This is a genomic window from Bradyrhizobium sp. 956_D2_N1_4 (assembly GCF_052076025.1).
GTDB classification, from domain to species: Bacteria; Pseudomonadota; Alphaproteobacteria; order Rhizobiales; family Xanthobacteraceae; genus Bradyrhizobium; species Bradyrhizobium barranii.
The window spans coordinates 8,273,545-8,286,430 of sequence record NZ_CP197237.1; the positions used below are offsets into that span (position 1 = coordinate 8,273,545).

Annotated in this window: 12 protein-coding genes and 1 pseudogene; 8 read left to right on the top strand and 5 right to left on the bottom strand. The window is 59.8% G+C overall.

Going from position 1 to position 12,886, the window contains the following annotated elements; genetic code table 11:
- Positions 1-1,219: 1,219 nt before the first annotated feature.
- The 5 genes and pseudogenes from AB7535_RS38960 (at position 1,220) to AB7535_RS38980 (ending at position 7,701) form a co-directional block, all read left to right on the top strand.
- Complete coding sequence (locus AB7535_RS38960) at positions 1,220-3,163, top strand: AAA family ATPase (RefSeq protein ID WP_439037585.1); 1,944 nt, start codon at positions 1,220-1,222, stop codon at positions 3,161-3,163.
- A gap of 614 nt (positions 3,164-3,777) precedes the next feature.
- Positions 3,778-5,268: pseudogene (gene istA, locus AB7535_RS38965) on the top strand (IS21 family transposase); the annotation flags it as partial.
- An 8-nt stretch (positions 5,269-5,276) separates the two neighbouring features.
- A complete protein-coding gene (gene istB / locus AB7535_RS38970; RefSeq protein WP_039183785.1) occupies positions 5,277-6,140 on the top strand; it encodes an IS21-like element helper ATPase IstB in 864 nt (287 codons plus the stop codon).
- 5 nt (positions 6,141-6,145) lie between these two features.
- A complete protein-coding gene (locus tag AB7535_RS38975) occupies positions 6,146-6,532 on the top strand; it encodes a DUF4209 domain-containing protein (protein ID WP_439037586.1) in 387 nt (128 codons plus the stop codon).
- Between the two features lie 134 nt (positions 6,533-6,666).
- Entirely contained in the window at positions 6,667-7,701 is a 1,035-nt protein-coding gene (locus tag AB7535_RS38980) for an IS110 family transposase (protein WP_439037587.1), read from the top strand.
- A 275-nt stretch (positions 7,702-7,976) separates the two neighbouring features.
- On the opposite strand, the gene AB7535_RS38985 is transcribed toward AB7535_RS38980, so the two are convergent.
- Complete coding sequence (locus AB7535_RS38985) at positions 7,977-8,630, bottom strand: ATP-dependent DNA ligase (RefSeq protein WP_439037588.1); 654 nt, start codon at positions 8,628-8,630, stop codon at positions 7,977-7,979.
- Between the two features lie 274 nt (positions 8,631-8,904).
- Between AB7535_RS38985 and AB7535_RS38990 the strand changes: the two genes are divergently transcribed.
- Positions 8,905-9,555: a response regulator transcription factor gene (locus AB7535_RS38990; protein ID WP_439037589.1), complete on the top strand. Its 651-nt coding sequence runs from the start codon at positions 8,905-8,907 to the stop codon at positions 9,553-9,555.
- A 14-nt stretch (positions 9,556-9,569) separates the two neighbouring features.
- Here AB7535_RS38990 and AB7535_RS38995 read toward each other — a convergent pair whose 3' ends face one another.
- Positions 9,570-9,746, bottom strand: a complete 177-nt coding sequence (locus AB7535_RS38995; RefSeq protein WP_166093099.1) for a hypothetical protein — start codon at positions 9,744-9,746, stop codon at positions 9,570-9,572.
- A gap of 7 nt (positions 9,747-9,753) precedes the next feature.
- The gene (locus AB7535_RS39000) at positions 9,754-10,089 is read right to left on the bottom strand and encodes a hypothetical protein (RefSeq protein ID WP_439037590.1); all 336 of its coding nucleotides are present in this window, start codon (positions 10,087-10,089) and stop codon (positions 9,754-9,756) included.
- 91 nt (positions 10,090-10,180) lie between these two features.
- Between AB7535_RS39000 and AB7535_RS39005 the strand changes: the two genes are divergently transcribed.
- Complete coding sequence (locus AB7535_RS39005) at positions 10,181-10,858, top strand: phasin family protein (RefSeq protein WP_225048673.1); 678 nt, start codon at positions 10,181-10,183, stop codon at positions 10,856-10,858.
- A 96-nt stretch (positions 10,859-10,954) separates the two neighbouring features.
- Entirely contained in the window at positions 10,955-11,161 is a 207-nt protein-coding gene (locus AB7535_RS39010; RefSeq protein WP_439037752.1) for a LuxR C-terminal-related transcriptional regulator, read from the top strand.
- 686 nt (positions 11,162-11,847) lie between these two features.
- Here the strand turns inward: AB7535_RS39010 and AB7535_RS39015 are convergent.
- Together AB7535_RS39015 and AB7535_RS39020 are read right to left on the bottom strand one after the other, a co-directional pair.
- Positions 11,848-12,087: a DUF6894 family protein gene (locus AB7535_RS39015; RefSeq protein ID WP_208072907.1), complete on the bottom strand. Its 240-nt coding sequence runs from the start codon at positions 12,085-12,087 to the stop codon at positions 11,848-11,850.
- A 201-nt stretch (positions 12,088-12,288) separates the two neighbouring features.
- A complete protein-coding gene (locus tag AB7535_RS39020) occupies positions 12,289-12,573 on the bottom strand; it encodes a hypothetical protein (protein ID WP_439037591.1) in 285 nt (94 codons plus the stop codon).
- Positions 12,574-12,886 lie beyond the last annotated feature (313 nt).

A 12,886-nucleotide genomic window follows, 5' to 3' on the forward strand; every position in this document is an offset into this window, starting at 1 on the left:
GGCGCGAAACAACGCAGAAAGGGGCCGATCGCGAAGGCTAGCTTTCGGCCGGACGGGCCCGCCATCTTGAGCTATGACGGTCCAACTTCTGTCTCCGAGCTATGGGCGGACACGAGATTTCGGCATCGCGAGATGGTGCGTGTCCACGACGCGCTTACGCCTCGCACTCGTCCTTGTTTTCCCGAATGGAGCGCACAGGTTCGGGCAACCTATCTTTCCTCGATGATAAATCGCACCGAGGTCGTCGAGTATTTCAGAATCGCAGGGCCGTACGGATTGGGTGACTACAGACCAGAATTCGGAAGGTTCCTGGTTGAAGAAGTGGCCTAAACAATTGACCCGCCAGGTGGCTTGCCACCCGGCGCAAGGCGGGGCGTGGCCCGGCGAGCCATGGCACGGCCCGGCATAATTGCCGGGCAGCAAAATCTCTCACCACCAGTCAGCCCATAGCGCACCCGAAAGGTGCGAACGATGAGGTATTGCCGATGCGACACAAAACTTTGCAGCAAAAGTCGTCTGGCGACAAAAGCCGAACGAAGGACCGGGTGCTTTCTTATTGGCGAACCGTGCCGGCCACATCGTTCAATGCTCGTAGTCGCGCTGAGATTAACAGTCGGATCCGCAAGCTCTCGTCTGCATCGCCAGAATGGCGAGCGGCGATCAATGGCGACGCCGCGGCGGCGATCGGAATGGCGCTGCATTTGTGGCCATCCGCGGAGCTGTGTCCGCTCGAGGATGTGGTCATGACCATTCTGCTCGCCTGTGCGTTCGATAACGCGGCTGCGGCCAGCGTTCTCTCCGCGGCCTTGAGGCGGTCCCCACTCCCGCACCGTCAGCGAGCAGTACTCTCGGCGTCGTGGGCGGCGCATCACTTAAGATCCCGTAAGTCTTTTGCAGGTGAGGCGCGGCCTTTTCTGATGATGAAGGCTGTCCGGAGGACGTCATGAAACTCGCCTCACTTATGGGAGGTCTCGAAGCTACGACCTACCGACGCCTCTGGCGGGCCTCCGCGCGATATCGGCGGTCGCTGCAAAGGTGCGCCGCAGCCAGCGTTATCGAAGCAGAGACAATAGATAGGGATCCGAGGGACAGCCGCCCGCGAACGGGTACCTGGCGCTCTTTGAGAGAGGTGACGGAACGCCTCGAAAGTTTCAATACCAGCATCGGATCTGCGCAGTCGCGGGGAAATCGCTCCCCGGTCTCGAGCCCTGTATCACCCGTGTTTGCGGCCGCATCGTTGCTGTTCGCGCGTGCCTTCGACCTTCGTCGTGACCTTTTGGAAGAAATTCATGGAGGAGCGCCGACGATCCTGATCGACGTCGCCGACAGCGTCATGCTCAGTCAAGTAAAGAATGCGTGGCAAGAAATTTTGCTGGACGATGGCGCACGGCCCGTAAAATCTTACGAGGCGAGGAAATCTCGACCGCCGATGAACATCCGTTATCTTATCATCGACGAGATACCAAAAGCATCCCTTAAGCAGAGCCAAGAGGAGGCTGCGTTTGAGGCACTTAGCTCGGTGCGCCCCCTTATCGCTATTTCGCCGATTGCCAAACGATGCCTCCCAGATATCTTGACTAGAGCGGCCACAGCTAGGGTCGATCTTCCCGGGCTTGATGCTCCTACTATCGCGCGCATAATCAGAATTGTGACCGGTCGAGTTTGCCGAGATTACATCTCACCTGATCTAGCTCAACGGGTTCAATCGGCGGATCTTGTCATTGCAATACGGCCAGATCGAACGCCGGCTCAATGCGTCGCTGAGTTAGAGCGCTTGACCACTGAGAAGCAACGGATGCGCGACAGCCGCGATTTGAGCCTTGCGGATCTTCATGGACTTGGCGAGGCGCGCGCTTGGGCACACAGTGCCATCTCCGATATTAAAGCGTGGAAGGAAGGGCGCATCCCTTGGTCCCAACTATCATCCGGCATCGCTCTTGTCGGACCGGCCGGTTGCGGCAAGACAACATTCGCTTCAGTCTTCTGCCAAGAGGCTGGTTTACATATGGTCTCCGCATCTCTCGCGAAATGGCAGAGTGCGGGCGAGGCTCACCTAGGCCACTTGCTGAGGGCCATGAGGCAGGACTTCGAGGAGGCGCGCGCTAACGCACCATCGTGCATTTTTATTGACGAGATTGATTCCTTTCCCGAGCGTGCCGGCGTTACTCATCGCTTTCGAGATTATGTCGTGGAAGTCGTCAACGCACTGCTTGCGGAGATTGATGGCATCAAGGGGCGCGATGGCGTCATCGTCGTTGGCGCCAGTAACGACATCCGCCGTTGCGAACCCGCTTTGCTTCGCGCCGGCCGCCTCGAGACGCTTGTCAGTATTGGGCGACCGGACACAAGAGAGCTGGAGCGCATGCTCCGAGTGAGGCTTCGGAATGACCTTCAGGAGGAGGATCTTTGGTCCATCGCGGAGGCAATGGTCGGGATGGTAGGTGCCGACGTGGAGCGCGTCGTCAAGGACGCTCGCCGGTTGGCTCGCCAAGAAGACGATAGACCGATCGCGATGGGCGACCTTCGCGAAGCATTAAGGCCCAATCGCGATCTCTCGAACGAGGAGCGCTGGAGGTTCTGCGTGCACGAGGCTGCTCATCTAGTCGCCCAGGTGCTCCACTTCGGGTCAGCGGGGGTATTCGCTAACACCGTGTCTGTCGGATCCCGCGGGGGCATGACGTTGCGAGCGTCTCCTGTTCCGTCTGCAGGAATTCTGGAGGACTACCGCAAGTATCTCCAGGTCGGACTAGCAGGCCGTACTGGGGAAGAGTTGCTGCTCGGCGCGCTGTCTCACGCGGCAGGAGGTGCTAAGGGATCGGACCTCGAGGTCGCAACCTCGCTAGCCGCATCAATGGTGGGCTCGCTCGGTCTCGTCGGGGATGACCACATCACCTATTTTGGAGAGCGCGGCGACACTGAGAAATTGCTGTCGTTTGCGGAGGTGCGTCGGGCGGTCGCGCGCGAGCTTGCTGCAGCCGCTGCTGCAACCAAGTCGCTGCTCGCACCGAGACGAGCGGCGATCGAAAGCATCGCAAAGCGCCTTTTCGATCGCGGCCGCATAAGCGGTGAGGAAGCCGCATCGATTCTATTCGACATGCATGACCCTAATTTCGTGCCTGCGGCGTCGCCCGTGCGCCGGCACTATCAATCTGCGAATCTGTAAAGGTTGAGGCCCTCGCCTCAAGGATTCGATTACCATCTCGCGAGCGGGTGTGGATTGATAACTTCTGGTTGAGTTTTGGCATGCAATGGTCTGCTCGATCTTCAGTGAGGGGGCGTAATTCCGACCACGATCAAGCGTTTGGATGCAGCATGCTAGCCGTGCGCAAGTAAGCGCATTGGCTTCCGCGACGACGGATGCATGTCTATCGAAACCTTCGCAGCACGCGAGGGCGGTCGGCCGTAGAAGCATGGCCAAGTCTTTTTGTTCAGATCGGGTAATAGCCGCGACCACGAGCGCCGTTCCAGCAGGACGATTGCGCGCTCAATTGAGTTTGCCGCGCTCCCATGCTGCCCCGTCCGTCAGCGACAACCGGGTTACCTCACGTGCGACGTCGCCAAGTCACATGTGGCACCGTCGTCGACCATCGGCGCTCGTCGATAACGAAAAACCTCTGTCCAGGAGCATCAAATGCCAAAGCCGGTTCAGCTCGCAAGTCACGATGTCATTCGGCCTGCAATATTGACCCCCTAAGCCGGGGGATCGGCGTCCAAAATTGACCCCCTATAGGTTGGTCTGTTGCGCTGCCTGCTTTGGAATGAAGCAGGTGGTCGAGGATGCTGATCGTGGAGACGATTGCGCGGATTCGGCGCGAGCACTTCATCAAGGGCAAGACGATCAAGGAGATTGCCCGTGACCTGAAGGTGTCGCGGAACACGGTCCGGAAGGTGCTGAGGTCAGGAGAGACCTCCTTCGAGTACGAGCGGCAAGTGCAGCCGCGGCCAAAGCTGGGACGATGGGCAGTAGAGCTCGACGGACTGCTGGCGGCGAACGCGGCCAAACCGGCTCGTGAACAGCTGACGTTAATCCGGATCTTCGAAGAGCTGCGCAGCCGTGGCTATGACGGCGGCTACGATGCGGTGCGGCGTTACGCCAGGCGGTGGAGCAAGGAACGCGGGCAATCGACCGCGGCTGCTTATGTCCCGCTAAGCTTTGCCCCAGGCGAAGCCTACCAGTTCGACTGGAGCCACGAGGTGGTCTTGCTGAGCGGCACCACGGTGATGGTGAAGGCCGCCCATGTCCGGCTCTGTCACAGCCGCATGCTGTTCGTGCGGGCCTATCCGCGGGAGACGCAGGAGATGGTGTTCGACGCCCACGACCGGGCGTTCGCCCTGTTCAAAGGCACCTGCACCCGCGGCATCTACGACAACATGAAGACCGCCGTAGAGACGATCTTCGTCGGTAAAGGGCGTCTCTACAATCGCCGCTTCCTGCAGATGTGCAGCCACTATCTGGTCGATCCGGTCGCCTGCACGCCAGCGTCGGGCTGGGAGAAGGGGCAGGTCGAGAACCAGGTCGGGCTGGTCAGGGAACGCTTCTTCACGCCGCGGCTGCGGTTCAAAAACCTCGACGAGTTAAACGCCTGGCTGCTCGACAAATGCATCGCCTACGCCAAGGTTCATCGCCATCCGGAGCTGGTCGATCAGACGATCTGGGAAGTGTTCGAAGCCGAACGCCCCAAACTCGTTCCCTATGCCGGCCGCTTCGACGGCTTCCATGCGGTGACGGCATCGGTCTCGAAGACCTGCCTGGTGCGCTTCGACAACAACAAGTACTCGGTCGCAGCCAGCGCAGTCGGACGACCGGTCGAGGTTCAAGCCTATGCCGATCGCATCGTGATCCGTCAGGATGGACGCATCGTTGCCGAGCACCCGCGATCCTTTGGCCGCGGCGATACCGTCTACGACCCCTGGCATTATGTGCCGGTGCTCGCCCGCAAACCCGGCGCCTTGCGCAACGGTGCTCCCTTCAAAGACTGGGTGCTGCCAGCCGCGATCGAGCGGATCCGGCGCAAGCTTGCCAGCACCGACGACGGCAATCGGCAGATGGTCGACATCCTCAACGCGGTGCTGACTGACGGTCTGCCCGCGGTGGAAGCGGCCTGTGCCGAAGCGCTCAGTCACAGCGTCCATTCGGCCGATGTCGTTCTCAATATCCTGGCCCGTCAACGTGAACCCGCCCCACCGGCCAACATCATGACGCCGGCCGCACTGACGCTCCGTCATGCACCGATCGCCGATTGTGCCCGCTACGACAACCTCCGGAGGACCATCTGATGGAACGAACCCAAATCTTCGACCTCATGGGCGAACTCAAGCTCTACGGCATGAAGGCTGCCTTCGACGAGATCATGGCAACTGCCGTCAAGCGCCAGCACGAACCTCAGCGCATTGTCGGCGACCTGCTCAACGCCGAGATCAACGAGAAGCAAGCCAGGTCGATCAAATACCAGCTCACCATTGCCAAGCTTCCGCTTGCCAAGGACATCGCCGACTTCCAGTTCGACGGCACGCCGATCAATCAGACACTCGTCAATGATCTTGCTGGCGGCGGCTTCATCGCCCAACAACGCAACGTCGTGCTGGTTGGCGGCACCGGCACAGGCAAAACCCACCTGGCCATTGCCATCGCCAGAAGCTGCATCCGATCCGGTGCCCGCGGCCGCTTCTTCAACGTAGTCGACCTCGTCAATCGCCTCGAGACCGAGACCCGCAACGGACGGCAAGGACGGCTCGCCGAGCATCTGACCCGGATGGACTTCATTGTGCTGGATGAACTCGGCTATTTGCCCTTCGCCCAGTCCGGTGGCCAGCTTCTCTTCCACCTCGTCAGCCGGCTCTATGAGCGCGCCTCCGTCATCGTGACCACCAATCTCGCCTTCGGCGAATGGCCGAGCGTGTTCGGCGACGCCAAAATGACCACCGCGCTGCTCGATCGGTTGACCCATCACTGTGACATCGTCGAGACCGGCAATGACAGCTGGCGCTTCAAAAGCCGCGACGACGATCACGCCACCCGCGCTCGTCTCGTCTCCGCTATCCCGGCCAGCTCCAACGAGCCGAGCGCTACCGTCAAACCGCGGCGCACGAAGGGGTCAAAATTGGACGCCGATGAGGGGTCAAATTTACAGGCCGATTGACACTCTTGGAAGGTCTGCGCGCGTGGAAGCGGGACGATCAGGTGAAGGCCGCGCATGTGCTCGTTCCGCAGGTTGAGCACGCGCTGCGTAAGCTGGCGGACGATCTTGGCGTGCCGATCACGAAGGCCCACCCAGCGGTTCCCGAAGCGAGCGTCGCAATCGGAATGGGTGAAATTCTGTACCACAAGAGAGTCGCAGAAGCTCTTGGTCCCGATGTTACGTTGCATCTGCAGGCGCTATATGCCGATCCGCGTGGAATGAACCTGCGCAACCAGATCGCTCATGGCTTGATGGACGCAGGCCAGTTTTACTGGCACCTTGGCAATTTGATTGTCCACTCGCTGCTCATTTTGGGCTTGTGGAAAGAGTTTGGCGCAAAACCCAAGAATTGAGACACTCGGCGCGGGCGGCTGCCCAAGAAGGTCGAGCTGCAATGGCCTCCCCGATTTATGATGGGGTGGACGCCCCGCCGACGGCATCGATGTGCCAAAGTGGAGGTGTTTAGCACCACTTAAGGGAGGCGTCCGTGTCGGAGGTTAGCATAACCGGTCTGGATATCGCCAAGCATGTTTTCCACGCTCATGGAGCGGACAGGAAAGGGCGAGCTATATTCAGCAAACGGATCAGCCGAGGAAAGCTGCTGGATTTCTTCGCGGCCCAGCCGAGTTGCACGGTAGCTCTGGAGGCATGTGGCGGAGCCCATCACTGGGCCCGTCAGCTCGCCCGGCTTGGCCATGAAGTTCGGCTGATCCCTCCCGCCTATGTAAAGCCCTTTGTGAAGCGGCAAAAGAACGACGCGATCGATGCCGAGGCGATCTGCGAAGCAGCGCAGCGGCCGAGCATGCGGTTCGTGGCCGTGAAGAGCGAACAGCAACAGGCGGCGGGTCTGGTGTTTCGGACCCGTGACCTGTTTGTGCGGCAGCGAACGCAGCTCATCAACGCGATCCGGGGACACCTCACTGAATATGGTTGGATCGCACCTAAGGGGCCTTCGCACGTGGCGATGCTTACCGACCTGATCGAGGAAGAAGAGATGGCCAGCTCGCTTCCCAAAGCGGCCCACGCCATGTTCCGATTGATGTTGGATCTGTTGGCCGAGCTCAATGGCAAGGTCGCGGACCTCGACCAGGAGATCGCGCGACGTGCTCGCGAGGACGAAGTATCGCGCCGGCTAATGACCGTTCCCGGCATTGGCCCAATCTCCGCCACCGCGATCGCCGCTCTAGCACCGCCAGCCGAGACCTTTGCCAAAGGCCGTGACTTCGCGGCATGGCTCGGTCTCACGCCTCTTCAAAGATCGACAGGCGGCAAGCAGAAGCTCGGTGCGACATCCAAGATGGGCGAACGCACGCTCAGGCGCCTCCTCATCATCGGCAGCAGCGCGGTCGTGCAACAGGCGAGCAAACGCGGCGCGCCAAGGGGTTCGTGGCTCGAACAGATGCTAGCTCGCAAGCCGCGCATGCTGGTAACGGTCGCGCTCGCGAACAAGATGGCGCGGATCGTCTGGGCGCTCCTTGTGAAGCAGGAGAACTACAGGGCTCCGGTTGCCGCCAAGGCGTGATCTTGGCGGGCCAGAGGTCGTCAGAGATGTAGTCGGTCGAAGGAGGGTATGGCGCAACAGTCGGCGAGACGGGGCCGGAAGAACCAGATGTACTCATCGTGCCTGGAGCACGCTTTTATGATTTGGTTCCGGTCTGCGAACTCCCATACGGGCCCGCAGCTTCATCGCTGCACCATCAGAGGCCGGACAGATGGCAGCATCCGACTACGTGCCGATCTTCTTCAAAAACCGCTTGCATCTCGCGGGGCGTCCACAGATGAGTAACGCCGTAGACTTTATCGAGAGCGTTTCAGATTAGAACTGATCCTGCACCCGGCGGTAGGCGGGGTGCTTCGGGTTCTTGTTCTTGATCCAGTGGTCACAGCGCCCCTCGCGGTACGCGCGGTCGAGATGCTTCGAGACCATGCCTTCGAGCCCCGGATGCAAGCGTGCCGGAATAGATCGGCGCCAATCTCGCCTTGCTCGAACGGGGCGGCGTGGATGCCTTCGGCTCGGTTGCGCAACAGCCGCGCGAGGTTCGTCTTGCGGAGCGTGAGCGGCAAGCGGCGATAGTCGTCACCGTCGGCGCCCAGGATGTCGAAGGCGTAGAACTGCACCTCGTGGTCGTGCTTACGCGAGTGCAGGGCGCGGAAATCGGAATTGCCATCGGCGCCGAGCACGACCGCCTCGCCGTCGAGGATGAACTGCTCGCTGCGGAGCTTGTGCGCGGTCTCGACAATCCAAGGGAAGCGGTCGGTCCAGTCGTGGCCGCCCTTGGTGATGAGGCGCACGCGCTTGCCGTCCCGCACCAGTCGGATGCGGTAGCCGTCATGCTTGATCTCGTGGAGCCAATCGGGCCCGGTCGGAACCTTGATGCCTTTGACCGGGATGGCGAACTCAATACGCGGTGCCATGAGCCGCGATCTATGTACCAGGGCAGGAAATCGCAAGTTGAAAGCCCGCCAAGGCGTTTCCCCAGGGCACCGCGTGCGCTGTTCTGACGCGCACAGGAACACCGCGGCTTTTGCCAAGTTTGCCCAACGCCCTCAAACTCGTGAGGGCATACTTGAGGGCCCCAGCTCATCGCCCCATTTGATCTGGGGTCTCTTTTAATGAGGTTTGATTTCAAGCTCTTGGCGAGCTCCCGCTAACGTTGTATTGAACCAACAATTATGGTGGCGCGTGCAACTTTTTCCCTAAAGCCGGAGGTCGGAAGCAGTGGAGGTGAAGCTCGGTCCGAGGTTCGTGCATATTGTCGATGACAATGCGACCTTCCGCAAAACGATAGGAGATCGCTTAACGGATTTCGGTTACGAGGTTTCGGCCTATCCTTCGGCACAGCATCTGCTGGATCGCTTGCCGAGCAACGAGGTGCCGAGCTGCATTCTTCTTGACGTGCGGTTGCCGGGAATGAGCGGTCCAGAGCTGCAAGAGCGCCTAATCGAACTTGGCTTAACGCTGCCCATTATATTCCTGACTGGTTACGCTGATTTTCCGGTTACGGTGCGGACCATCAAGGCAGGCGCGCAAGATTTTCTGATCAAGCCGATATCATCGGACCAGCTTCTTCAAGCGGTCGAACGAGCCATAGCGCAACACGACGCGGCGCGTCCCCTGAAGAGGATGCGGGAAGCCTTTCTTTCTCATCTTGCGACCTTGACCTCACGCGAGCGGCAAGTCTTTGAACTGGTCATTCGCGGCAAAATCAACAAGCAGATCGCCAGCGCGCTGGGCACGACCGAGCGCACGATCAAGGCCCATCGCTCTAATGTAATGACGAAAATGCAGGTAAGGTCGTTGCCGGAACTTGTTTCTCTTTCGGAACGGGCTGGCATTCTTGCATCGGGCGGCGGGCCAGACGAGCTAGCAGAATAGGAAAGTAGGCCCAATCACCAGCCGAGCCGCGCCCACATGGTACCGAGCAGCACGAGCAGGGCGAGCCAGACCAGCATGAGGACCATCCCGCGGGCGCGTCCGATTAAGGCGACCCGTCCGGCGGGCGTCGCCAGCGCGACGACAAACAGCGTGACGATGACCGCGACGATGACCAGGCCGAAAGGGGTCATGGCCTGCTCAAAGCAGGGATAGTTGGACGGTGGCCCCGGGCCCGTGGGTTTCGAGGAACGCCTCAAGGGATGGCGGAACCTCGCCGCGCACGGCGCATCGCTGTTGCAGCGCCTCGGCAATGTCCTCGGAGGCATCCCGCGACCAGCCCTCACCAGTGTTGAAGCTCACGATGCGGGCCGGGTTGCTGAATTGCCCCTCCATCAGGTGGCTCAGAAGCGTCTCGCGGTCGGTGTGCTCCTCGTCGGTCTCGGTCCAGGCCCGGCCAAGAGGGCCGCCGAAATCATCCAGCACCAGATAAATGTCCCGCTCGGAACCGGGCACGATCGACGGCGAGATACGCATGACGCTTTCTCCATCAACCCGCTAATCCAAGCGGGTCGTGCCGGGGGCGTCAAGTTTGGTCGTTGGGGATCGCCAGTTAGACGTTTGTTGGTTGAAGTTGCTACCTAAACTCATCGTCGACATCGCAGAACGTGCGATTGATCTCCAGTTCATCCCGGACCGCAACAATGCACGGGTTTGGAACGACCACGTCACAAAGCCTGTTGTCCTTCCTGAAATGACCGTTGTGGTCGCACCCCCCATTTTTTTGGAGCGTCAGATGAGCAAGCGCAAACCGGCGACAGTACCAAAGCGCGCCCGCAATCCGAAAACCGCGCGGGCTCAACGGAACAAGCAGGCCATTGTCAGAAGCCCGAAAGAGAATTTACTTCGCTCTGTTGCGGCTGTCTCGATTGAACCGCCTCCTGAGCTTCATGATGATCCTAAACACGAGGTTCCTGTCATTGAGCCTCGGGTGAATGCCTTACCGGATGACGTCAGTCAGAGAATGACGGGTAGCGATCCAACGAAAGGCTTTGCTTTGGCGACGGCAAACATGCAGGCGTATCAAGCGAAGCTACTTGAGATGGCCGGGGCCAACGCGCAATTTGCGCTTGAATTCAGCCTAAGACTTGCGACGATCAGGTCACCAACTGAATTTTTCAGCGTCATTACGGAGTTTACAAGTAGACGGGTCGATATGTTCGGGCAGCATTCGAGAGAACTGGCGGCATATCCGTTCTGGCGCATCGAGCCACCCGGGCAGCCCACGGCTCTGCCGGGACGATAACTGCAGGCCGCTCCGGCAAAGGGATGGACGCAAATGCGGATCGCCCACGGACCTTGAGCAGTTCTATTTCGAGTGACTGCCGGTGGCCACCGGGATATGCTCGGTGGCGTGCTATTGCAGAGGTCAAAATTGATCAACGGTAGCGTCCCTTTTTTGAGCCCGCGCGAGAAGCGCATCTTGCGGCGTCTAGCCCGAGGCTACTCTGATCGTGCCATTGCGGTTCAGATCGGCGGAAGACCAGAACAAGTTGGCGAACAGCGGAAACGCCTGCTGCAGAAACTGCAAATCAGTTTCCCAGTCTGAAATTGCAGAAGCCGCCGCGCAGTGGGCGTCTTGGCCATCTTACAAATTTACTACGGCCGTCGACGAGCTGCAGCATAGCGAGAACGGCGGCTGCGAACCGCCGTCCTGAACTTCGGCTGCATGATTGTCGAGAATATCTGCTGCTAGAAAATCCGTGGTTGCAGTTGCAGGACCGCTATCGCGCGTCGCCACGTATTAATAGGCGCAAATATAGTTTCCGTACGCATCGTAGCAACTGCGGCGGTACGCAGCAGCGCCAACGGCAGCCGCGCCTACCGCTGCCGCTCCGACACCGTAGCCCCGATAGCCGTAGCCGCGATAGCCGCCCCGATAGCCGTAGCCCCGGTAGCCTGCGCCGCGCACTGCAACAGCGCCGCCGCCTCGCGGTCCTCGAACTGCGACCGCACCGCCGCGGTAACCGCCACCCCGATAGGCACCTCCGCCGCGCCGAGCCTCGGCATCATCGGGGATCAAGCAGGCGATGAGCAAAACGAAAGCGGCAAGAGGAGCGAGAATATAGCGGAGCATGACAGAAACCCTTCTATGAAGTCCTTAAGCCCCGCTCGCGAGATTGCGGCTCTCTCCGTGCGGGAGGTTGATGTAGATCAATCGAACCTGCACACTGCGGCGCCTACGCTATGTTCCCGCACCTGTCAGGAAAATGAATGGTCGCTTCCGAAACGCGATCACGTTCGGCCGCCGTGTTCGGTGCGCCTTTTGACCTCTATCGTAGCGGTCACGCGCAGTATTGGACCAAACTCGTCTCTTGCCTCGACTTCGATAGGTCCTGTGCCAGCACCAAAAATGATGGTTTCTCCTAATAATTCGCGCGCTAATCGTTCGACGGCCTTAAGGTCCGCAAGATCGATACCCTCACGATCAATAACGACGGCCGGACTGCGGTAGTCGAAGTAAAACCTTGGCATGCCGCACCAACTTGCACTGCCGGGCCGGGTTCCTAGTTTTCCCGGAGGCTTGGCAAGTGCCTCTGGTCGAGCTGCCTGGATTTTCTCAGCCGACTGCCGAGTTTTCCCGGAGGCTTGGTGATGCTCTACTTGAGCTGACGGAACTAAGTTTGCGCGCGGCGGCTTCCGGCTCGGCGAAGGGGCGTTTCTTGACGTGTTTGTTCATGCGCCGATCCCCCGGTGAACGGTGTAGATGTGCACCTCGTACGCAATCGGGATCGGCTCGCCGCAGAAGCACCTCGACCAGCCGTTGGAGTTTTGCGTCGGCATCCGGCACCCCTCAGCTTGCATGCGGCTCTTCCATGCGTGGAAATCGCGGTCGCGCCGCCAAACTTCAAAATCGTCCTCGCGAAGCGTCGGCTCCACCTGCTGCCATGCCAGCTCGAATGCGGCGCGGGCTTGGGCGAATGTTGGAGCCAAGCCCGAGCGCTGCGTGCTGGGCTCCATGCCTGGATAAAACCCAAGGCTCCAGCCCCATACATACGCAAGTGGTGTCGCAGCGTTTTGACGACGACATCCGGCGGCTTGCTGGATGAGAAGTCAGTGAACCCGATAATGTCAACAAACAGTACTGCCGCACGCTGACAACGCACCAGCGGGCAAGCCGACCAACAGCGAAGCAAAAAGGGCAAGTGTGAAGACGGCAGCAAATCATCTCACATCAATCTTCCAGCGACGCGACGACCGCCCAGTGTTCGGCACCACCGTCACCGCTCGCCACATCTGCGACGATCGCCGTCAGTTCGCTGGCGACACGAAG